Below are 24,725 nucleotides of genomic sequence, written 5' to 3'. Positions count from 1 at the left end.
TAAAGGGCAAATGTTGGGACTAGTTGAACAAAAGAAAGGCGGCATGGCAAATACATCAAAAAGTAACAAAAAACAAGCTATAAAGAAGAATCATCAACTCAAAACAAAAAGTAATTTTAAACCTATTAAAGGGCCAAAAACTCTTGGCGGTTACTTTAAATTTGATACTTTTGGTACGACTCTCAAAAAAGAAATTATTGGTGGTCTCACCACGTTCCTTGCTTTGGTTTATATACTTTCAGTCAACCCTGCAATCTTGCAAGGGGCTCCATCGATTGACGGTTCCCAAGGCAATATGAATTATTTTGGAATTTTTCTATCTACTGCAATTACAGCGTTTTTTACTACTTTTATCATGGGATTGGTAGCGAATGTACCTATTGTTTTGACACCCACTATGGGGATGAACACATTATTCACATATTCCATTGCCCAACAAGGGATTGGTTTTGAAGGGGCAATGTTAGCAATTATTTTTGCCAACATTTTGTTTACTATCGTGACTGTGACTCCGATTAAGGAAACAGTCTTAAAAGCGTTGCCTCGTTCCTTGACTTTAGGGTTCACTTTATCAATCGGTTTCTTTATTGCTTATGTTGGTCTTCAACAAATCGGTCTATTTAGTTTAACTAATGGTTTGCCGATTGCCTCGTTAAGTAAATTAAAAGACACTTACCCAATGGTTTTATTAGGTTTAGGAACTTTAGGCTTAATGCTTTTATTTCATTTTAAAAAAGTTCCTGGAGGAATTGCCATTTCTCTTCTTGTTGGGTTTGCTTTAGTGTTAATTATTGCAAATGTGGTTCCCCGCGATTCACAATGAGTGGGTCAAGGAGGTTCTTTTGCCGGAGCTAACTTCCGCGATGGCTTTACTTGAGAATATGATTGAAGTGGATGAACTTGAAACATTAAAACAGGGTGACGAGCCTTCGGCGATTCGAAGATTTGGCTAAGTCCAGTTTTCTATATTTCTATTTTACTCGTCACTTTAATGGCCTTCTTTGATGGCGTTTCGGCCATGGGAACTTTAACTCATCAATTAGATCGCCCGAATCCTCAACAATTAATCAAAAAAGAATTAACCATTGATGCCACTTGTGGAATTTTAAATGGTTGCATCGGGACTTCAACAATTGGTGGTACGATTGAATCTTCGACAGGAATTCAACAAGGTGCCCGCACTGGATTTGCAGCAATTGTAGCTTCATTAATGTTTTTGGTAGCGATTCCGCTTTACCCAATTTTTAAAATGATTCCGACTTTCATCACTGGAGCGGCCTGTGTTTACATTGGGTTATTAATTAGTGGGGTTATTACTCAAATTGAATGAAAAAAACCGGAATTTGCCTTTGCTGTAGTAATGACGATCATTATGGCCATGACGACCTATACATTAATTAATGGTGTAGCTTTTGGGATTATCACATATACTTTTGTGATGTTAGTGACTAAAAAAGTTAAACAGATGAGTCTCTTAATGTGACCTCTAAGTCTTTTAATGATTATTTATTTCGTGGCGCTCGCCTTCGTCCAAGTCTAAAAAAATGGTAAAATAAAATTGCTTGAAAAGGCAATTTTTTTTGTCTCTTAAATAGTTTTAAAGTTTATCTTGAAGGAATGGAAATCATGAAAAAAGAAAAAGTGGTGGTTGGTTTAAGTGGTGGTGTTGACTCGTCAGTGGTCGCCTTGCTTTTACTTGAACAAGGTTATGAAGTTGAAGGCCTATTCATGCGTAACTGAGATGCAACGGCTAACAATGATTTTCTTGGAAATAAGACGTTGAATGATTCTATTTGTCCGCAAGAACAAGATTTTCTTGATGCCCAAGCAGTAGCGGATAAATTAGGAATTAAACTTCATCGAGTTGATTTTGTCCAAGATTATTGGGATGACGTTTTTAGCTATTTCATTAAAGAACATCAATTAGGTCGAACTCCAAATCCTGATATTTTATGTAATAAATATATTAAATTTGATAAATTTCTTCATTATGCTTTAAATCAATTGAAGGCTGACAAAATTGCAATGGGTCATTATGCTGGTGTTCGCTTTAATACCAAAACTAAAAGTTATGAGTTATTAGAGGCTAGTGATAAAAATAAAGATCAAACCTATTTTCTTAGCCAATTAACCTCTGACCAATTAGCTAAGACACTTTTTCCTTTGGCCAAGCTGACAAAACCAGAAATTCGCCAATTAGCGAAACTTAATCATTTAGCGACTGCCGAAAAGAAGGATTCAACTGGTATTTGTTTTATTGGTGAAAGAAATTTTAAAGATTTTTTACAAAATTACTTACCCCACCAACCGGGCAAAATTGTGGATATTGAAACTGGTGAAGTCTTAGGGACACATGTTGGCGTGATGTATTATACTATTGGTCAACGGAAAGGTTTAAACCTTGGGGGGCAATTGGAACCGCATTATGTCGCAAAAAAAGATATCGATAAAAAAACTCTTTATGTTGCGAAAGCGAGTGATGAGAGCCATTTGTTATCTTCTGGTCTAATCATGAACGAAGTTAATTGAATTAGTAATCTTAGTTATTATTTTGCCAACCCGAATTATTTCGAAGCGGAAGCCCGTTTCCGTTACCGCCAACCTTTAAGTAAGGTACGAGTGCAAAAGTTATCAAATAATGGCAATGACGTGACTAATGGCAAAAACGCCGAATGAAAAGTCACTTTTAGCCAACCTTTAAAGGCCATCACTGAGGGTCAAGCAGCAGTTTTCTATCATGATGGCGTTTGCCTTGGCGGTGGGACAATCACAAAAGTTTTTGCTTCCCCTAAAAATAATTTATAATTAAAGAAAAATAAGGGAGTTTAATATTTATGGGAAACCCATCAATGACAATTGTCTTGTTAGTTGTCCTTGTGGTTGTAATTATTTTTGTAATTGTGACCACCATTACAGGTCGCAAGGCGTCTAAGAAAGAAAAAGCCAAGCGTTATCAAGAAGTTCGAAACCAAATCAAAGATTATATTGCCACAGTGGAAAAACGTCGTAACTTACGCATCGAATTTGAAAAAGTTTATGCTCGTAAAGGAGCGGAATATAAATATCGTGATGTGTTTGATGTAATCGTTGAGCTAATCGAACCAAAAACTAATAAAGTCTTAGAAGTTCGTGCTTATGAAATTGAAGGTCTAACGACAAAAATTGACAAAAAAAATTATAAAACTGATTGAGTAGTTAACGGTGCTCTTGAATTAGAAGAAACGAAACGAAGAATTGCTATTGCTGAAAAAGAAATCAAGTTAACTAAATCCGAAAAACAACTTATTCGTCAAGAAGAAAAGGTTCGTGAAAAAGAGTTAAAAGCAAAAGAACGTGAAGAATTAAAAACTGCCAAAATCGATCACAAAAAGAAAAAGACTGAGCCAACTCCAATCGTTCGTCCCTCGCAAAACGTAAGTGGTAAATTTATTCCCACTAGAAAAAAAACCGATTAACGTTACCAAATTAATGAAGCCTAACTTTGAATGTTAGGTTTTCTTTTGGTTCGAGACCAAATTAATGGAAGGCTTCGGTTTTTGTTACAATTAGGAAAGTAGAAAAGGAATTATTTTAGATGAGTATTTACCAAGGGCCCTTATCAAAAGAAGATTTTAAAACCGCTTTAGTGGAGTGTGAAAAAAAAGCTTGGGTATGACATAGTTTCGCGAATTTTAAGCAGATGCTTGATGCTCAAAATGCCAAAGAATTTATTTATTGAGGTAAAGATAAAATTACTAATGAAGATGACTATCATAGCGATGCTTCTACGATTGATCTTTATGAAGTTTATTGTCAATTATTAGATAATAATAATCAGCAAGATAACGAAAGTTTGACAAAATTTTCCCAAAATTGAACTGATGAGGACGGTTTTGTCTTGACAAAGTTTCAAGGGGAAACTATTGAAAATGGTAATGAAGTAGGAGACAAAGCACGGGTTTTTTGAACACTGGAAAATGCTAAAAAAACACCCCATTTAAAGGTAGCGGATTTTTCTGGTAACCTAGATTTTGTTGCAGTTCAAAAACAGACAACCGACTTACTAAACAATGAACAAAGCCAATATCACTATCTTTTTGAACCAGCGTTTGGCTATGATAATAATAATTTAAAAACCCGTTGTGACATTCTACGTTTGAACGGTAATAATCATGTTGAAATTATTGAAATAAAGGCCACTTCAAAAATCAAGCCGGAACACTTTTTTGATTTAGCTTACCAAATCTTTATTCTGGAAAAAAATGGTTTGATTGTTGATGAAGTTTATTTAGGTCACTTACGTGATAATTTCATTTTAGGAGTGCCTTTTGCTTATGATGATTCGCCACTAAAAGATTTGGCTAGTACTCTTTATGAAGAAACTCCCCAAATCACTTTTGCGGAAGCGAAAACTGCTTTTGAAAAAGTTTTAAACAGTAATTGGCAACCAGATAGCGAAATTAAAATGATTGAAGATGAATTTGATTATTTCCTAGACTTTGACCCCTGACTCAAAAAACAAGGAAGCAAAACTGCTCCCTATTCTTTATTGGAAGCTTATCGTGATTTAGAAACTCAAGGACGATGGGAAAGTTGAATTAATGAGTTGAGTACTTACCTAAATAAACCTTTGAGTCTTATGACTTATTATTTTCAACAACCAAATTGCAGTTGACCCGTTGCTTTAAAACAAAAAAAAGGTGCCAAAATTTGAGCTCCGAAAGAAACTTTTTGTTATCACATAATGCCATGATTTGATACGTCACAACCGCATATTTTTCAATTAACGGGGTCAAGTAATTTTGCTAACAGTAAGAAAGCGCAGGTTTATTGAGAAACACAACAAGTTTATTTAACAAAAATAAAATCTTTAAAGGGTTTGGAAGCCTCCTTAACTTTTAAAGGAGACGACTTTTTCCTTCCTTATCATCATGAACACCTTGACCTAGTTCATCAATATCAGACTAACAAATTCAGGATAACTGACGCAATTAATGGTAAACAAGGGTATGTGAAGCAAAATTTAGTTCAATATAGTCACTACCCCGTCTATATGTATGATTTTGAGACAGTTAAATGGGCTATTCCCCGCTTTCATCGTTCTAAATCTTATCAACAAATCCCCTTCCAATATTCGATTGATGTTTTAATGGACGATAATTATGATTACAACCAACCACAATCGATGAAACATTATGATTTTCTTGCAAACCAAATTGCTGATCCTCGTCCTGAATTTTTACGAGAATTTTTAAAAGCTATTTTTAGTCAAGGGCCTGGAGTTTATGTTGCTTATAATGACTCCTTTGAAAAAACAGTTCTTAAGTATGCAGCTTGAGCTTTTCCGGAACTCAAAATTCCTTTATTCTATATTGTCCAAAACACCATCGACTTGATGACCTTTTTTAAAGGTAAAAAAGGTGTTTATCCTTGATTTATGGTTAATCACCCACTTTTTGAAGGTAGTTACTCAATTAAAAAAACGCAACCTGCCTTGGAGCCTAATTTTTCTTATACTGATTTGACGATTAATAAAGGTGATAAAGCTTCACAAGTGTTTCGAGAGTTTATCGATGGTTTAATTCCGCAAGCAGTTTGGGAGGAAGGAATTTATCCTGATTTGCTAGCTTATTGTAATCGGGATACTTTAGCGATGGTCGTTATTCTCCAACGTGTTAAGGAAATTTATCAAGAATGGGAGCAAAATGCAAAATAAAGTTAAGTCAAAAATGAAAGTCATTTTTTTTGGGACTCCAAAAATAGGGGCTACAATTTTAGAAAGTTTGGTGACTAATCCAGAGGTGGAAGTGCAACTAGTCGTTACCCAACCAGACAAGAAGGAAGGCCGAAAACTTAGATTAACAAGTTCGCCTGTTAAAGAGATGGCTCTAAAATATGGTTTACCCGTTTTACAACCAACGAAAGTCGCTACAATTATTCCAGAGTTAACTGCTCTGAAACCAGATTTTTTGATTACCTGTGCTTTTGGTCAATTTTTACCGCCTAAGGTTTTGCAAATTCCTCAAATAGAACCATTAAACTTACACGGTAGTCTTCTACCGGCCTATCGAGGAGGAGCACCCATTCAAATGGCGATTTGGAATGGTGATACCGAGACCGGGATGTCATTAATGCGAATGGTCAAAGGGATGGATGCAGGGCCTTATTTTGCTCAAGCTAAACTAACCATTAAACCAGACATCAATAGTGAAGAATTATTTAGCGAGATGGCTGATTTAGGAAGTGTCTTGTTAAAAGAAAATTTGAAAATGATTTTTGAGGGAAAAATTGACCCACTAGATCAAATTGAAAGTCTAGTCACTTTTGCTCCTATTCTAAAATCTGAACAAGAGCATTTAAATTGAAATAATACAACACGCAATTTACATAACCAAATCCGGGCTCTTAGCCCTCAACCGGGAGCTTGGACCACTTATAAAGAGCAACGTTATAAAATTTTAAAAACAACCGCTCTAGAAAACTGCAAGAACAAAATCAAAACGGTAATTCCAGGCACTATTCTTGAAATCAATAAAAAGGGTATTACTGTGGCCACCCAAGATGGCCAATTACAAATCTTAGTTATTCAAAAAGCGGGCAAAAACCCAACACCAGCCGGAATTTTTGGCTTAAATGCTTTCCAGATTGGAGGAAAATTTATCTAATGATGCGTTCATTTAGCTACTTTCGAAACACTCGTTATTTAGTAACTACTGCAGTATTATTAGCCGTTTTGTTCATCATGGCTTTGCCAACAATTTTTATTAAAATTGGTGACTCTTCTTTTCAAATTGCTGATGGACTTTATATGGCCTTAATTTGTGTTATTCCCGGACCAATGATGTTAATTGATGGTATTTTATGGCCAACTTTTTTTGATTTGGCATCTGGAGGAATGGCTTATATTCCGATGTCGATTTTGGTGCGCGTTTTAATGTTTGCTGTTATTAAATTATTTAAAAAACCCTTAACAGTTTATGGAGCTTTGGCTTTTGCTGGGTTAATGCTTTTTTTCTACTTACCTTATAATTATGGAATCAACTTATCTTTAGGTAAAGAGCAAGCTACCGCTTATATGTTGAAGGAATTTATTGTTGATGTTATCCAATATGGAATTTCGTTAATGGTGAGTGTGCTCCTAGTAACACTTTTCCGCCGTCCTAAAATGCGGGTTTTATTTGATTTTAGTTATTTAAAACCAGTGTCTGCTACCCCAACTGCGGCCAAAGATAGGGTAGGTAATTACAAAAGACCATTCCGCCGTTGAAGGGAAGGGACAGGTTATAAGCATCATGATTCTCAAACAAACCAAAAATCGACAATAATTATTGATGAAGAAATTACTCTCACCGAAAGTAACATTGCCAGTCAGGATTTAGATTCTAGAGTAGAATTTGAGGAAATTACTAATACGACAATTTTCCATCCAAGCGACCAACCGGAAGATTTAACAAATGACGATGAAAAAAGCAAAAAATAAACTTTTTCGGCACCTAAAAGTAAAAGGGTAATTTCGCTTTTCGAGAGAGTTAGTTATAATCAATATTGATTTAAAAAATAAATAGCTAAATGAAGAAATCAAAGGAGAGTTTAGTATGAGCATGCAAGTAAATGATTTAAGACCTGGCTCAACATTTCTAATGGATGGAAATGTATACGTAGTGATTGAACAGTCATTTTCTAAAACTGGTCGTCAGCAAGGTAAGGTAACCGTTAAAATTAGAAATATGCGTACCGGATCACGTACAGAAATGACTTTCACCGGTGGTGATAAAGTTGAGAAGGCCATGATTGACCGTAAGGATATGCAATATCTTTACAATGATGGTGAAAATGCCTATTTAATGGACACCGAAACTTATGATCAAGTTCAAATTCCCATGGCTAGCTTAGATTGAGAAAAGAATTTTTTAACTGATGGATTAATGTTAAAAATGACTGAATTTGACGGTGAAATTTTAGGGGTAACTTTACCCGACAAAGTGGAATTAACAATTGTCGAAGCCGAAGCAGCGGTGAAGGGAGATACCACTTCCGGAGCACAAAAAAAAGCCAAATTGGAAACTGGCTATGAGATTCAAGTGCCTTTATTTGTAAATGAAGGGACCAAAGTCATTATTAATACCAACGATGGTAAATATGTTGGGCGTGCTCAATAAAATAATTTTTATTAGAAATAGATGCCTTTTTAAAATAAAAGTGGTGATAAGGTAATGACTTTGACAAAAGGCTAACTAGAAGCCAAGGAGAAAAAGCAATGGATATTTTGATTGAACAAAACACCCGTGGAACTTTAGAAATTAAACATCGCGCGTTCAACAAGCTTTTAAAAATGATGATTTTAAATAATAATAGTTCTTCTGACATTAAGGATATCGAAGTAACTAGCGAAATTTACATGGATCATTATTTTTACATCTTAGTGAAATTTATTTTAAAACCAGAAACCAAGTCATTTGCTTTTGATGAAAAGCAAATGATTCACCAAATTGAAGCAATTGTAATGAAAACTTTGGATTTTAAACCAAAGAACATTGCTCTTGCCTACCAACGGAAATAGGAGAAAACAACATAATGCAATTTAAAGAAGAAAAAATTAAAAACGAAGGTCAAGGAAAATGAATTATCACTCTTGACGGCGAAGAATACCAAGACTTTCTAAAACGAGCAAAAAACCGTTTAAAAATTAATTTGGAAATCCCTGGTTTCCGTAAAGGTAAAGCCCCAGAAAGTGAAATCAAAAAATATCTAACTCCCAACCGAGTTTATAACGAAGCTTTCCGTTTAGCGATCCAACCTGCTCATGAATTTGCTTGAGCTCAAGACCCAAAGCTACGTCCTTTAACCACACCAGAACCAAAATTGGCTAAAGTTAATGATCACGAAATGGTGGTTGAATTTATCTTTGACATTCAACCAGAAATTAAATTAGGCCAATATAAAGGGTTAACTAATTTAGAAAAAACCCCTATTGAAGTGACTGATGACGAAATTGACCAAGTTCTAAAAGGTTATCAAGACCGTTTTGCCATGGAAAAAACTCGTGAAAACGGGGAAACTATTAAAAAAGGCGACGAAGTTATTTTCGATTTCAAAGGCTTTGTTGATGGTAAACCTTTTCAAGGTGGCGAAGCCAAAGATTACAAATTAGTAATTGGTTCAGGACAATTTATTCCTGGTTTTGAAGAATCAATGACTGGTTTAAGCCATGGTGAACACAAAATTAAGGTCACTTTCCCAGAAAACTATTCAGCTGAACTTGGTGGAAAAGAAACTGAATTTGCTTTAAATATCAAAGAAATCAAAGAACGTAAACTCCCAGAAATTGATAACGAGTTGGTCAAAGATTTAAACCTTAAGGGTGTTAAAAACCTTCAAGAATTAAAAACCAAGATCACTAATGACATTAAAGACCAAAAAAACCGTGAAGAAAAAAACCGTTTCGTAAATCATGTCCTTGACGAAATTGTGAAAACCTCTGATATTCAAATCCCTGCCAGTGCTGTTAATCAACAAATTAAAGACTTGAAAAAGGAATTTGAGCAAGAAATCACTCGTCAAGGTTTAGACTTAAAAACTTATAAAAAATTAACCAAGATGACTGATGCCGATATTGACCGCGAAATTGAAGCTGATGCCAAAAGCCGTCTAGCTACTTTCCTTGTAGTTAACGAAATCAAAAAGGCTGAAAAATTTGTACCTACCGAAGCCGACATCAACCAAAAATATGCTGATTTGGCAAAACAATTTGGTTTAGAAGTCGAAAACTTAAAAGCAGCCATTAATCCTGAACAAGTAAAGCAAGAGCTTGAAAGTGAGATGTTAACTAATTTCTTATTTAACAACAACGGCCGTTAAAAATTAGGTAAAATTTATATGATTAAAAGAATCGTAAGTAATTAAGATAAAATAATCTTTTATTTTAATTTTAACTAACGATTTTTTCATGTTTTTAACTTCGAAATATCGATCAAAATTAAACTCATAAACTTTTAGCACTTCCAATAGACAAGTGCTAAAAAATATGATATTCTCATTTTGTTAGAGGAGGACTCAAATGAATCAAGAACTAACTCTCCCGGTTTTAATTAGTCGAGGCGTGATTGTCTACCCAGGCTTTCATGAGACAATTGAAATCGGTCGTGATCAATCAAAAGAAGTGATTGAAACGGCCTTAAAAAAATATGATAGTAAAGTGTTGCTTTTGTCTCAAAAGAAAATGATTGAAGAAGAACCAAAACTCGATGAAGTTTATCTTTATGGAACAATCGCCACTGTTGAAATTACAAAACGTTGAAAAGATGGTACATTGACAGTTTCATTAACTGGAATTAGTCGTGCCAAAACCGATGTGGTACGTTTGGATGAAACTAATTTGCCAATGGCAAAAGTAGATATTCTTGAAACTGATCACACAGAAGCTAACCTTGAACAAGCGGTGGAATTAATCAAAGCTTTAAAAACTGAATTACGCGATGTTCCTGAAAGTGTTGACCAATTCTTGGCAGCGCCAACTTTAGGTCAATTAGGAGCAACGGTTGATATTCTAACTTTAGAACTTCCTCAATTGACACTCGACCAAAAAGTCCAACTCTTAGCTACTTTAGACCCTGTGGCTCGTTTAGAAATCCTTGTTGGGGGTTATATTCGTGGTGACAAACAAAAACAAGACCGCGAAGTGGAAACGGAAATTTCTCGTAAAATCAAGGACCGCATGGATCAACAACAACGTGAGTATTATTTACGTGAAAAAATGCGCACAATTAAAGAGGAACTTGGTGAAGGTGAAGGCTCAGATTCTGATGCCATTCAAAAATACCGTGAACGTTTAGAAAAAGAACCTTTCCCCAAAAATGTTAAGGAAAAAATCTTAGCTTCAATTAATAAGTTAGATTCAATGCAAGGTGCTAGTGCTGAAGCGAATGTTGAACGTAACTATATTGATTGAATGATGTCAATTCCATGGTGAGAAACGACAGAAGACTTGAAAGATTTAGTCCATGCCAAAGAAGTGCTTGATGTTCATCACTATGGTCTAAAAAAAGTTAAAGACCGTATTGTCGAATACCTTGCCGTAATGCAAAAAACTAATAGTCTTAAAGCACAAATTATTACACTTGTTGGCCCTCCAGGGGTCGGTAAGACTTCATTAGCACGTTCAATTGCTGAAGCTGTTGGCCGAAACTTTGTGAAAGTTTCGCTAGGTGGTGTAAAAGATGAAGCGGAAATTCGTGGTCACCGAAAAACCTATGTTGGGGCAATGCCAGGCCGTATTATTCAAACCATGAAACGTGCCAAAGTAAAGAACCCTTTATTCTTATTGGATGAAATTGACAAAATGTCTTCTGACCAACGTGCCGATCCGGCGTCAGCAATGCTTGAGGTTCTAGATCCTGAACAAAACTCAGAATTTAGTGATCACTACATTGAGGAAGCTTACGATTTAAGCGACGTAATGTTTATTGCTACGGCTAACTACTTAGAAAATATTCCTGAGGCTTTGTATGACCGTATGGAAATCATTAACCTTTCAAGTTATACAGAGATTGAAAAAATGTCAATTGCGAAGGAATACCTAGTACCGAAGGTTTTAAAAGAACATGCCTTAACTGCTGAAGAATTAAATTTCAGCGATGCTGCTATCGATGAATTGATTAAATACTATACTCGTGAAGCAGGAGTTCGTCAATTAGAACGTTTGCTATCATCGGTTGCCCGTAAATTTATCGTTAAATTACTTAATAAGGAAATTGACCATTTGGCAGTCACTCCAGAAATCGTTAATGAATATTTAGGAAAACGAATTTTCGAACATACTGATAAACAAGAAAAATCTCAAGTTGGAGTTGTTACTGGTTTAGCTTATACCCAATTTGGTGGTGACATTCTACCAATCGAAGTTAACTACTTCCCTGGTAAAGGAAACCTAATCTTGACTGGAAAGTTAGGAGATGTGATGAAGGAATCGGCTTCAATCGCCTATGACTACGTCCGTTCGAACTATAACAAATTTGGCATCAAGCGCGAAACTTTTGAAACTAATGATATTCATATCCATGTTCCTGAAGGAGCGGTGCCTAAAGATGGACCAAGTGCGGGAGTAACAATCACCACAGCGATTGTTAGTGCCTTATCTGGTCGCCCAGTTTCAAAAGATATTGGAATGACTGGAGAAATCACTCTTCGTGGTCTCGTTCTACCAATTGGTGGACTTCGTGAAAAATCAATTTCAGCAGCCCGAAGTGGTTTGAAAACTATTTTAATTCCAAAGAAAAACTTGAAAGATTTAGATGATGTTCCTGAAGAAGTCAAAAAAATCTTAGAAATCAAGGGGATTGAACGTTTTGACCAAACTTTTGAAGAAGTTTTTGGTTTAAAAGTCAATGAGAATAATTAAAATTAAAATAACTATAAAATAACTAGGAAACTAGTTATTTTTTTTATGGAGGTATTGATAGTGGCGAAACAACCATTAGCCTTTTTACTCCGACCGGAGAGCACTAAGGACATCATTGGACAACAACGGGTTTTAGGGGATCAAGGTTTAATTAAAAGGATGGTGGAAAAAAAATTCCCCACTTCCTTAATTTTCTATGGACCACCAGGGACTGGCAAAACTAGTTTTGCCACGGCTTTGGCTAAAGACCTTGGTTTCCCTTATGCTTCATTTAACGCAACTTTGGATAAAAAAGAAACACTTAATAAAATCATGACTGAAAGTCTTAATCATGATCACTTTGTCTTGATTATTGATGAAATTCACCGAATGAATAAAGATAAACAAGATTTGCTCTTAGAGCATCTTGAAAAGGGAAATTTAACTGTCTTTTTTACCACCACAGAAAACCCATTTTTTGTGATGAATCCAGCGATTCGTTCTCGTGCCCACATTGTGAAAGTCGAGCCTATTAGCCATAAAGAAATGTTTGGTTTTTTTAAAAAATTATTAAAAAAACCAGAGTTTAAACTCAAAATTGATGATGAAGCCTTAGACTATTTAACGCAGATTTCCGCTGGGGATTTAAGAAGTGCCCTTAATAATTTAGAACTCCTTTTAAACCTTTATCCGAAAGAAAAAATTACTTTGGATTTTGTCACTGAAGTATTACCTTTAGCCCAGGTCAAAGGAGCTCATTATGGTGATGATATGGCCGACCTCAAGTCAGCTTTGCAAAAGTCAATTCGGGGAAGCGATGTTGATGCCAGCCTTTATTATTTTGCAAGATTAGCTGCTATTGGCGATTTTGAAACTTTAATGCGGCGCATGGTCGTAATGGCTTACGAAGATATTGGTTTAGCTAATCCGCAAGTGCCACCAAGAGTCTATTCGGCTTGTGAAGCCTTTCGCCACATTGGAATGCCAGAAGGCATTATCCCTCTAGGTTTGGCGATTGTAGAAATGGCTTTAAGTGAAAAATCCAATTCAGCTTATATTGCTACCAAAAAAGCAATGGCTGATGTCGAAAGTGGTCATGTTTTCGCCATTCCAGAGCACTTACGTGATACTCATTATAAATCAGCAAAAAAACTTAATCATGGTCAAGGGTATCTTTATCCGCACGATTTTCCTAATGATTGAGTTAAACAAAACTATTTACCTCCTGAACGCAAGGATATTCAATATTACCTTCCGAAAACATCATCAGCCTATGAGAAAAAAGTTATTGAACTTTATGAAAAAATGAAAAAATAAGCCTTTTTGTTATCTATTTATATTTTTTAAAAAAGAAGCGGTCTCTTGCTTCTTTTTTCTTTGCTTTAAAGTAAAATCGAAATGAAAAATTAGAATTTTTTTCTATTTAAAAACTTTTTTGTCATAAATTATTCATTATTTTTTAGTTTTCTTCTATGCTATCATTTATTTGTTACGTTGTTTTTATCGTGCTAGAAACTAGTTATTGAGGAGAGGTTTACATGAAAAAACTATTGTCAATTTTAGGAGCTTTATCAGTCGTTGCCTCAACCGCATCGGTAACTTCTTGCGAATATTCTAAATTGGTAAAATCTTCGCTTGAAAACAAAGTTCGTAACTATATAGCGATAAGTTCGTTATTGGCTAGATCAGCTGTCTTAAGCCAAAGGTCTGATCAAAAAGCTATGGGGGGTGAAGGATTATCGTTAAAGGCCTCATCCCAATATCTTTATGGTCAATCAATTAAAAATTATTTTACTGAATCAGAATTGCCTACTGGTGGGGCAAATAATACGGTCCGAGAAATGCTTGGATCAATGTTTAATTTTGGTTCAAGTAATTCTGATGTTTATACTGTTAAAAGTGGTCGTGAGGGCGATCCTTTTGAAAGTAATCTAGCTTTAGAAGATAATGTTGATACAGGACGACAATCACAAGATAGTATTATTAAAACCTTAGGTCCAATCAGTGGGGTTGTTTCTTTATTATTTGGTAATAATTTTAGTGCCGAAATGCAAGCATCAGCCATTAATAATACTTTAGGGGCAGTCCTAGATGTTGTAGGGAACGCAGTGACGGAAAATGATGGCGCTTTAATTGGCAAGGTTTTGAACTTTATAAGATTAAAAGATGCTGGCGAAGAATTTCCGCAAGGGGATTATATTTTTAAGACCTTTTCTGACAGTTTAAAAGAAGATGATTTACCAAATATTGAAAGTATGACCTTCAATGATGTTTTTGCCGTTCGCTATATTAATGCTTGAACTGGCTTAGGCCAAATACTTTATAGTGGTGTTGATAAACCAAATGGTAAAACATGAACCGAATATTTAGATAACATTAAAGCACAAAATAGTAAGCCAGATGGTCGAAATGCAGAGGCAGTAGCAAACGCAACAATTTATTCTAAAGATTTTAAAGATTTTAAAGTAGTATTTAACTCGCGTTTAATTAACGGGATTATTGATATTTTGAAGTTTTTAAGAACTTTGACTGTTTTTTTCAACTATGTCGATGAAAATAGTCGGGCAGTAAATAGCATTAAAGCTAACGAAGATTATAATAATCTTTTTTCTACGACTGAGACTAATGGTATCTTTTTAGCAAAGGCTTTAAAGGTAAATTATTTAAATCCTAGTCAAGTAATTAAAGAAGGCCAAGAAAGTGCAAGCATCACACAGTGAGTACAATTAAGTGATAATAGTTATTATCAAACTTTTAACTTGCAAGGTTTTCTTCGCTACATCCAAAATATTTTCAGTTTTGATCCACAAGATCCTCATGGTTATGCTTTTGCTAGAATCCTTTCACTGATTTTTTCTGCTCCAACTAAAGACGATGGAAAAAGTCAAGATACTACTGTTATGACCCTTCCTTTTGATGGTCTTATTGAACCATTATTAACAAAATTGTTAACGTTAATTCCTGGTTTCCCAGACATACCTTCGTTCATAATCGGTTATGCCTTAGCTACATTTAGAACAACTCTAGGAAATAGTACTCCAGCCTGGGATAGTGGGCCAGCCGCAGTCTTTTCCTTAAGACAATTGCTAAATACAGCAGCAGGCTTTTTAAAAGGGAATCCAAGCATCCAAAATCTTCTTTATCAACTTGTTAACTTAATGGATGTAGAGAAAAAGGAAAATAAGCCATTATTTGAATCAAACTGAGGAAACCCGATTTGAGGAATTTATGGTAACCAATTAATTCCTATAGTTTTAAAGGCTTTGGTTGATAATAATGTAGCAAATATTTCCAAAGACCTTATGAATAACTTAGAAAATCTCACAAAGTTACTTACTACAAAAATAGGTGATTTACTTAAAGGTTTTGGTTTAGATATTAGCACCCTTCCAATGTTTCTTTATGGAATTAAAGGATTAACTATTACCGATTTAATTAATACTGTGGCCACAGAATTTGATGTCCAACGAAATGCTAGAATAAGCCAACAACAAAGATACCTTCTAAATAACTATTCATTTAGTCAATTATTTGGGTCATTAAACCAAAATGCGACACTAACTTATACCAATGGCACTATACCTGAGCCAGTTACAAAGTATGGATTAAATAGTCCTGACGGAATGAATGTAGTAATGGCGACATTGATTGGTTTTGGTTATAGAAATAACATTCAAGATGTAATTATTGGAACAGATAAGTTAAGTGACCAAAAAAATCTAGTAGTGGCTCCACTATTTACTTTAGGAATTCGTGCTTTTCTCTCTAAAGATAATCAACCAGTTTATACTTTTGCACAAACATCTGTTTTTGGTAGTTTAGCGGCAGTGTATGGTAATGATACCGATCTTCCAGACAAAATTGCTTTGATTAACCGTCCAACAATGCAAATCATAATTCAAGAAGCTGTTAAATTAGTTAATTGGTTTGACAAAGTTTCAGTGCCACTTTATGTGGATACGTTCTTTAAGCCTTATTTTGCAAAAGAAAACTGAAAAACTTCTGTAATTAGATTTAATAATTTAGAGGAAATGTATAGTGAAGCGGAAATCGTTTATGAGTTATATTATCGTCAACCTGATACTAAAAAATCTTTAGTTTATGAGGTAACTTTAAAGCGGACAGCCGCCAATGGTGGTTCTGATGGCACCTGAGACACTTTGGGCACATGATATATCCAAAAAATTGATAGAAAATAATAAAGGGAGGAAATAGATATGCACAAAAGAACACCAAATTTTCTCCTTTTACTAAAACAAGGCTTTAGGGGAATTTTCAAATTCAAAATTCAATTTATTATTATTTTAGTCTTAAGTTTTTTGGCTACTTTTGTTTTAACAATCACAGCGAGTGCTAATCGCCGTTTACATCAAGATTGAGACCAAATAGTTGGGAGTGTCGATCCTTTTGACTATGTTGGTACTACCCAATTAGACAATACTGCAACCAGAAATGATGGAGCTCCATTAAGTTCCTTAGAACCAGTTCCTTTAGTTGATTTTCTCAACAATACTTTTGTTGACGTGGTAAATAATCCTTCCTCATTTATGAAAGGAAGTGCAATTACCCCCCATAACGAAACCACCCATAATTCTAATTTTAACTTTGTCTTAAATGACTCTTTATATAAAGACCAATTAGATAAACGTGATGTAGGGACGGCCTCGACATTTTTAACCCGTTTTATGAAAGATACGACGGATCAAGGGTTTTATGCCCTAACAAAAATTTTGTTTAATAAGGATGAAACAAATGGTGATAACTTAGCTGATTACCGTTTTAATATTCGCAATAAGTTAGCTGATAATTTGATTAAAGACATTGTTATTATTCGCGACCAAACTTTAAACCAGACAAATTTAGAAAGTTCAAATTTTGCTTTGCCAGCTCAAGTTAATTATTTGCGAACTTCAGCCTTAAGATTTTTTGTGTGCCAACAACCAGAGTTTTTTGCCTTTTTAAAGAATGGTTTTCCAATTGAAGATTTTGAGAACCTTTTAACCCCACAAAAATTATTTATTGACTATCTATATGATACTGTTGGTCAAATTGCCTTCTGAATCACTGACCAAGGTTTAACTGATAACACCAAATTTAGAGAAATTTGGTCAACTGGGACTGGCGATGAAAAAGCTCAAATTTTTTATCAATTCTTGATGGGAGAATCGCCAACAACCACAACCTTAGATAATGGGTCTTACGATTTCATTCCGCCTACTGGCCAAGGTTATGCTTTAGAAGCTACAATTGGAGAAGCATTAACTACTGACGAAGCTAATAATAAATTTTTAATTGTTGGTGGTCCCACCGATAAAACTAGTGTTATTAATGCTCTAAGTAAAAAGGGTTATCGTGGCATGATGAGTCCGATGAATGTGAATTTAACCACCGAAGATAACCCAACTATTAGCAGTGTTACTTTTACAGAACGCTACAATGCCTTGACTTTACAAAATAGCGAAACAACAGTCCCATTCACGAAACGGTTAACCTTAGACGATAACTTTTATTTGACTCATCCATTAGATAATAAGAATTTTGGTAACCCAAAAGAAGACGATAGTATGGCAGCCACTATGTGGCAATACCATATGTCTTTAACAGCTTGAGCCAGTGGTTATGATATCCAATTCCGCAAGGAACAAATCCTTTTTGATAATATTACTTCGCGTAAATTCAGGTTTGTTCTTATTAATGGCTCTGAAGAAGCTAACTTTACTATTCTCCGTGGTACAAGACCCACCGCAAAAAACGAAATTGCTATTTCACCACAATTTGCGAAAGCAAATCATTTAAAAGTTGGCGATTATTTAAAAATCGGCCAAGCTCCCCTTTTGATTTCTGGCTTTGCCACGGATACTTATAGTTTCTTTCCAGCTGTAGATCCAAATGTACCAATCCCACAAGCAAAAACTGAAGCTTATATTTATGGTTCAAAAGAAACCCTTCATAATGCTGTTCATGGTTTTGGAGGTAATGCTGGAAACCAAGATATGTCACCACGATACTTCCATTTCTTCCTGACCAATAATAAAAAAGAAAGTTTCTTTCCGGCTCATAACAAAGAGCAATTATTTTCTAGTTGACAACAAGATATAAGAAAGAACTTGGCGGTTAGTTATAATGCTTTAAAAGCCTTAATCCCGAATGGTAATTCGAGTTTAGTGGTAAAATCTGCCTTTACTACTTTAGCTCCTCAACCCTTTGCTGATGATGAACCTGAAAGTATTGGTTTCTTTAAATTAATTAATTATAAGGACTCATTATTCCGCTTAAATTGAACTTTATTACCAATGGTTTTAAAAACTTTTAAAATCATCACCTATATTGCTTCAGCAGTGATTGCTATCATTGCTCTAGTCGCATTGGTAATTTGTATTAAGAAAACTATTACTTTCAATTCAAAACAAATTGGAATTTTGAAGGCCATGGGAACTGACCCATGGATGATTGCCGTAACTTATTTAGCTTATGGAATCGTCATTATGTTTATTGTGGTACCGATTGCTTGATTTATTGCCAGCTTTTGTCAAATTCCTTTTGGCTACATGTTCGGAAATTACTTTAGTATTCGGACGAATGTAATTGATTTCAATTGACAAGCTTTCTTGATTGCCTTCTTTGGCTTTGGTATCATTGCTATGTTTATCTCTATCTTCACAGCGTGATTGATTACTCGTCAATCGGTTTTAGATATCATCAAAATTTCGACTACTTGATCAAACTCACGCTTTATAGATTTTGTTAAACTAAAGGCTTTCAAAAATGCTTCATTTAATACTCGTTTTAGTTTGACGTTAGCCAGTTCAGGAAAGAAACCAATTATTCTTTTAACTGTGGTAGTTGGTTTAGCTTCCTTACTAATTTCTGGTTCCTTAGCTTTACCATCAATTGCTAATAATGCAGTGCGTTCGTACTATAAAAATGTGCACTATGCCAATTCATATAGTAACTTGATTCCAACGATGAATTCACCTTTATCGAAACCTGCCATTAATTATTGGCAAGGAAATGAAAAATGGGATAAAGATTGGGTATCAAGTCAGCTAGAACTTGATAGTTCTGGAACAAAATATGGCTATTACAAAGAACCGAGCGGTTACATGGATTTAGTTAGCCAATCTTCACCAATTCCACGCTATATTTTTGCCCCTGAATTAAATGATGGCCAAGCATCTAGCGATAATAAATACGAATTTTCTAACTTAACTTATACCTACCCTTATGTTATTGAAACTCCAGAAGTTTTCTTAGGTTTAGCCGGAGAAGCGTTCGGAAATAACTTTTTCACCGTTCTAGGCCAATCTTTCAATATCGGAACTATTGACCAATTCTACGGCATTATTTTAAACGGACAACCGGATTTAATTAAAGCTTTAATGGGGTCGGCTTATGACGATAATTTAACATTAGATGCCAATAAGCAAGCACTAGCTCAAAATTTTTCAAGGGCTTTAACAGCCGCTTTACCAAGCATTATTAACAGTGTAATTAATTCAATTTCTGGAACAGGTGGCAAAGGTGGTGACAACTGAAAAGAAAGTATCATTAATGCGATTCTGACTCAGGTTCCACCATATATTAAAAGCTTTATTTACAAATCCCCTTCACGTTTAGAACAATTTGGAATTTCATTTAATGCCGAAACTTATATTCCTAAACGCGAAACCTTAATTACAAATCTCCCAGTTGATGTTAATAATTATCAAGGAATTAATGTTACTGGAATTGATCAATCACAAGATGCTTATTCATTAACTAATATTGAAAAGCAAAATATGTATCTTGACCTCCAAACAAAAAACAAAATTGCGGATATCTTTGCTGGCAAACCATTGCCACAAAATGATATTTATTGAGGCAAGACAAAAGTTTGAAACGCTTCAACTAAAACATTAACTATTCCAATGGTTGCTAACCGTCAAGCAGAAGCGGCTTATAAGTTAAAACATAATAAAACATTAACGAATGCTTTAACGAGAACTCGTCAATTAACTTATCGAACAAATCGTGGTGATGTGCCTTGGGACATTTTGCCTAAATATGCTTGAGTTTATGATGACCAAGATTTTGCTAAATCGCAATTATTAGCGAATCCTCAAGATACTTTAAAAACCCAAAGGAAAGTTAATACGCAAGATTACCAAAACTCTTGAAAAAATAGTCAAAACCGTTTTGATGATAATTGAAAAGATGGCACTAACCCGGACCGTTGAATGGATATGTACCGAATGGATAATAATAAGTTCACTTACCAAAATCCTTATACACAAGACCAAAATCTTGTTAATAACGCCTATCTATTTAGTGATTTGGCCATTAGAAACGACAATGGTCAATTAGTTTCATCTTATTTACGACCTTACTTCCAATATAAAAATATTAAACTTTTCATTCCAAGTGATTTAGCTAATGAAGAAGATCTTTTCCATTCCTCAACTAATTCAAGTAATAAGGGACCTGGTGAAAATTCATATTACGAAACAAATGTTTCTGGTGATGAAGTTCCCTTCTCTGTTAAAAAGGCTTGAGGAAGAGAAAATGATAGCCAAACGACTTACTTTATGATCCGTCCTTACGACTTAAGTTATGGCGATAATAGTGAAAATGAACCGGGAGGGCTAGACCGCTTAACAAACGGGAAAAAATATCCTTATTGGTTACGTTATGCTTTTGATAGTGAAACTGGTCCTGGTGCCTTAAGTTATATGCAGAATGCACCAGTTCACTATGGTTCTCCAAACCAAGCCCAAAATTTCCAAATTAACTTCGAATCAGTAGGAACTTTAGTTTCCTATGAAAGTAAACTTTTATTAATTGATTCTGATGTTGCGAATATGATGATGGGCTACTCTAATGCCCGAAGTTATGGAACCCAAGTTTCTTTATTTGAGGGACCTGGACGAGTCAATACTAGGGATAACCAAGGTTACCGGCCTTGGGATGACAAATTATTAACGTTTAAACTTCGTAATGTCGAAGATGATGTTTATGTCAATAAAAATGATTTAAGCAAATTAACTTATCTTTCTAATCAACAAGACGCCTACAACTATGCGCCTCTAAAATGACATACTGGTAAGCTCTCAAATGTCGAGGAACCAGAAGGATTAACTTCCTCAGTTTCGTTTAACGTTATTGATAACCTTGGACAGTATTCATTAGGACTACTTTATACAGGTGGTTTAGGAATGACGACCTTAATCGAAAACCAAGTTCTTCTTTCAAGTCAAAAGGCTTTAATTAACCAAATTTACTCATTAACAATTTCAATTGGGATGTTGCTAATTATTGCCATCCTTATTACAGCCTCCTTATTGATCATGTTAGTGGGAGATATTTACATTGCTCAATACCAACAATTTATGATATTGATGCGGGCTCTCGGTTATGCCAATTGGCAAATTCAGTCCTATGCTTTTGGTGCTGTAGCCATCTTCTCATTCCTTGCCTGATTACTAGCGACAATTATTGCTTGAGTAATTAGTTATGGAGTAATTACAAGTATTGCTAACCGTGGCTTTGCCATTCCTTATGGCTTTAGTTGATGGCCACCATTACTATCATTAGTAATTATTGCCGCTTCATTCTTTGGATCACTTTGAGTTTCTTCGCATAAAGCACGAACTGCTCCGGTCTCTATTTTAATGAATGAAAGTCATGAATAAAAAAATACTCCGCTTCTTTCCAAGTGGAGTATTTTTTGTGTAAGATTGAAAGAGAAGAGGTCAATTATGAAAAAAACCGCAATTATTTTAAATAACGGAGTTGAAGAAACCGAAGCCATTGCCACAATCGACTTATTACGTCGGGCAAAAATTGAAGTCGATTTATTTTCGACAGATAGTTTGGATATTGTTGGGTCTCACGACATTAAATTCCGCGCTCAAAAGGAATTAAGTAAGCTCAAAATTGTTGATTACGACGGGTTAATTATTCCTGGCGGTCCTGGAACAAAGGATTTAATCAATAACGAAATAGTGCTGAAATTAGTCAAAGAATTTCATGAAGAAAATAAACTGGTGGCTGCGATTTGTGCTGCACCGCAAATTCTTGGTAAAGCAGGAATTTTAAACGGTGTTAGTGTCACGCATTATCCAGGAGCCAACGAATTTTTAAAAGAAGCAAATGACAAATCACCTAAGCAAGTCGTGGTGGATGGCCACATTATTACTAGTGTTGGTGTCGGCGCAGTCTTTGATTTTGGTTTAGCGTTAATTCAATATCTTGAAAATGACGAAACTGCCCAAAAAATTAAGACAGAAATTGTTTACGATTATTAAAATTTTTCCGAAACTATGATGGGGTTTCACAAAACATGAGAAATCGTTATCAATCCATAACCCATCAATCATTTAATAATTATCATTTTGTGCCGCAAGAATCGTGAAATGATTGCGGTTTTGCTTGTTTAGCCATGTTAATTGATTATTTTCATAATCAACAAATTACGCTTTCAGAATTAAAAAATAATTATCCGAAATTACCAAACGAAGGGCTTTCGTTTTTTGATTTGCAAAAATTAGGCAGTTGTTATAAACTTCAAGGCGATGGCTACCATTGCGACTTTGAGAGTCTTTTAGTCAATAAACAAAGCACCCCGATTATTTTAAATATCTTAAACGATTTAGGGCTTAAGCATTATGTTATTTTGACACGCATTTCAAATAATTTTGTTTGGATCACCGATCCTTCAACAACAAAACGTGACCAAAAAATTACTCATCTTAATCTGAAGGAACGTTACCTAGGACAAATTTTTGTTTTTCAAAGACAAGGTTTTTGAAAAACAGATTGACAGTGAGGCACATTAAAACGATGAACCAAAAAAAATTCGTTGTTTTTAGGGCTTCTTTTAGGTACTGGTCTTCTCCAAAATTTAGCTTGGTTTTTGAGCGCTTTTTTTATTAAGATTTTTAATCAATGATTAATTTTACAAACAATTAATTTTTGAGAATTATTAGCTTTTATTAGTCTTTTACTATGCGGTTTGCTAGCAAAAGCTTTAGATGGTTGACTATGGCAGAAAATATCTTTTCAAACATGAACCAAGTTTTGGGAGATTTGGGAGCAAAATGAATTACTCGCACCTTTTAAAAATAGCGAAGATTGGCAAGTATGATTACGGACAGCCAACACTTGTTGAAATAATTTGCAAAGTTTTTGACTTGGTATTTTGGCCTTGATTAATTTTTGCCTCTATGGGCCCTTTTTAACTTATTTAATTATCCAAAATCATTGAATGTTGATTTTACCACCATTATTTTTATGTCTTTTGAATAATCTTTTCAATTGGTGGCAAAGTTATAAAAGAAAAAGCCAAAGCTCTATTTTAAAAACTACTGCCAATCTTTATCAAAAAGAACTCCAGATTTATTTGGAAAACCGTATTTTATTTAGCAAACGGGGGTTAATTGAAGGTGAATTGGCAAATTTAGGGAATACTTTTCAAGATTATTTAACGAAACAAAAAAATTATCAATTGACTATGCTTACCAAAAATACTTGGACTAGTTTCTGCCAAAAATTTTTAACTTACGGTCTCTTTTTGGTGATATTTTGACTTTTTAACCATAACCAAATTTTAAGTTTAGATTTACTTTATTGCTTTAATTTACTTTATCTTTGATTCCATTTAACAAACGAATTAACGGATAAAGTTCTTAATTTCTATGAGCAAAAGACCACTTTACGTGAGTTTCAAAACCTTAATTTTTTTCATTCTAAGTCTTATCGCCGAGATAACCAGACATCTTTATTAAAACCCCAGAAATTAAAAAGTTTTGGTTGAAAAAATTGGGATTCATTAATCAATTGAAATTGACCTCCATCATTTTCGTCGCCCAATAATCTTCAAATCATTCTTTCTAAACAACAATTAACTCATTTTTTTGCTACTTGGGACAAACAAGAAAAACCTTTTACATGAAATGAAAAACCGTTAGTTGATTACCACTTGAAAATTATCTATTTGGATGACAAAGGGATAATTTTGCCGGGCTTAGTTTGCCATAATCTTTTTTGGAAAAACCAAAACCTTACCACTAGTTTTATCCAACAATTAAATCTGGACTATTGATTGAGAACTTACAAATTAACTTTTCTTACCAATTGTGACTCCGCTTTAACTTTGCAGCAACGACAACTAATTAATTTTTTACACTTTTGCTGCCTTGAGGCAAACGTTTATTTATTTAATGACTGTCTAAGTGCGTTACCGATAAATGACCAAAAGCAATTACTAAATTTGTTTTTAAAATTAAATGCCGAGAAGGGCTTAACAATTTTCGGTACTTCAAATCTGGCTTTTGGTCCTTTGGGGGGCATAATGCCTTTAAGGGAGGGTATGGTATAATAAAACGAGCGAGGT

General features: G+C 34.6%; 15 protein-coding genes. All 15 read left to right on the top strand.

Annotated elements, in window-relative coordinates; all coding sequences use genetic code 4:
• Nucleotides 1-43 precede the first annotated feature (43 nt).
• The 15 genes from EFREU_RS01935 to EFREU_RS01865 all read left to right on the top strand — a co-directional run bounded on the left by EFREU_RS01935 (nucleotide 44) and on the right by EFREU_RS01865 (nucleotide 24,710).
• A complete protein-coding gene (locus tag EFREU_RS01935) occupies nucleotides 44-1,540 on the top strand; it encodes an NCS2 family permease (RefSeq protein ID WP_166666738.1) in 1,497 nt (498 codons plus the stop codon).
• Between the two features lie 86 nt (nucleotides 1,541-1,626).
• The gene (mnmA, locus tag EFREU_RS01930) at nucleotides 1,627-2,805 is read left to right on the top strand and encodes a tRNA 2-thiouridine(34) synthase MnmA (protein WP_269798735.1); all 1,179 of its coding nucleotides are present in this window, start codon (nucleotides 1,627-1,629) and stop codon (nucleotides 2,803-2,805) included.
• Between the two features lie 29 nt (nucleotides 2,806-2,834).
• The gene (locus EFREU_RS01925; protein ID WP_100609349.1) at nucleotides 2,835-3,455 is read left to right on the top strand and encodes a hypothetical protein; all 621 of its coding nucleotides are present in this window, start codon (nucleotides 2,835-2,837) and stop codon (nucleotides 3,453-3,455) included.
• Nucleotides 3,456-3,574: 119 nt separating this feature from the next.
• Nucleotides 3,575-5,695, top strand: a complete 2,121-nt coding sequence (locus tag EFREU_RS01920; RefSeq protein WP_100609348.1) for a DUF2779 domain-containing protein — start codon at nucleotides 3,575-3,577, stop codon at nucleotides 5,693-5,695.
• Nucleotides 5,685-6,644, top strand: coding sequence for a methionyl-tRNA formyltransferase (gene fmt / locus EFREU_RS01915; RefSeq protein ID WP_100609347.1), 960 nt, complete (start codon nucleotides 5,685-5,687; stop codon nucleotides 6,642-6,644). The genes EFREU_RS01920 and fmt overlap by 11 nt, the downstream gene beginning before the upstream one ends.
• Nucleotides 6,644-7,459, top strand: coding sequence for an ECF transporter S component family protein (locus EFREU_RS01910; RefSeq protein ID WP_100609346.1), 816 nt, complete (start codon nucleotides 6,644-6,646; stop codon nucleotides 7,457-7,459). The genes fmt and EFREU_RS01910 overlap by 1 nt, the downstream gene beginning before the upstream one ends.
• A 121-nt stretch (nucleotides 7,460-7,580) precedes the next feature.
• The gene (gene efp, locus EFREU_RS01905; RefSeq protein ID WP_100609817.1) at nucleotides 7,581-8,138 is read left to right on the top strand and encodes an elongation factor P; all 558 of its coding nucleotides are present in this window, start codon (nucleotides 7,581-7,583) and stop codon (nucleotides 8,136-8,138) included.
• Nucleotides 8,139-8,236: 98 nt separating this feature from the next.
• The gene (locus tag EFREU_RS01900) at nucleotides 8,237-8,539 is read left to right on the top strand and encodes an MMB_0454 family protein (RefSeq protein WP_100609345.1); all 303 of its coding nucleotides are present in this window, start codon (nucleotides 8,237-8,239) and stop codon (nucleotides 8,537-8,539) included.
• 14 nt (nucleotides 8,540-8,553) lie between these two features.
• Nucleotides 8,554-9,837 carry a trigger factor gene (tig, locus tag EFREU_RS01895; protein WP_100609344.1) on the top strand — a complete coding sequence of 428 codons (1,284 nt, stop codon included), beginning with the start codon at nucleotides 8,554-8,556 and terminating at the stop codon, nucleotides 9,835-9,837.
• 199 nt (nucleotides 9,838-10,036) lie between these two features.
• Nucleotides 10,037-12,376 (top strand): endopeptidase La, encoded by a 2,340-nt coding sequence (gene lon, locus EFREU_RS01890; protein WP_100609343.1) that lies wholly within the window; start codon nucleotides 10,037-10,039, stop codon nucleotides 12,374-12,376.
• A 60-nt stretch (nucleotides 12,377-12,436) separates the two neighbouring features.
• Nucleotides 12,437-13,672: a replication-associated recombination protein A gene (locus EFREU_RS01885; RefSeq protein ID WP_232673605.1), complete on the top strand. Its 1,236-nt coding sequence runs from the start codon at nucleotides 12,437-12,439 to the stop codon at nucleotides 13,670-13,672.
• A gap of 221 nt (nucleotides 13,673-13,893) precedes the next feature.
• Nucleotides 13,894-16,554 (top strand): MOLPALP family lipoprotein, encoded by a 2,661-nt coding sequence (locus EFREU_RS01880; protein ID WP_157844564.1) that lies wholly within the window; start codon nucleotides 13,894-13,896, stop codon nucleotides 16,552-16,554.
• Nucleotides 16,555-16,572: 18 nt separating this feature from the next.
• Nucleotides 16,573-22,023 (top strand): ABC transporter permease, encoded by a 5,451-nt coding sequence (locus tag EFREU_RS01875; RefSeq protein ID WP_100609340.1) that lies wholly within the window; start codon nucleotides 16,573-16,575, stop codon nucleotides 22,021-22,023.
• 66 nt (nucleotides 22,024-22,089) lie between these two features.
• Entirely contained in the window at nucleotides 22,090-22,638 is a 549-nt protein-coding gene (locus EFREU_RS01870) for a DJ-1 family glyoxalase III (RefSeq protein ID WP_100609339.1), read from the top strand.
• Nucleotides 22,639-22,673: 35 nt separating this feature from the next.
• Complete coding sequence (locus tag EFREU_RS01865; protein WP_100609338.1) at nucleotides 22,674-24,710, top strand: cysteine peptidase family C39 domain-containing protein; 2,037 nt, start codon at nucleotides 22,674-22,676, stop codon at nucleotides 24,708-24,710.
• Nucleotides 24,711-24,725 lie beyond the last annotated feature (15 nt).

Source organism: Entomoplasma freundtii (genome assembly GCF_002804205.1).
GTDB classification, from domain to species: Bacteria; Bacillota_I; Bacilli_A; order Mycoplasmatales; family Mycoplasmataceae; genus Williamsoniiplasma; species Williamsoniiplasma freundtii.
Note: the sequence above shows the minus strand (reverse complement) of the source record. Positions and strands in the feature narration are given on the sequence as shown.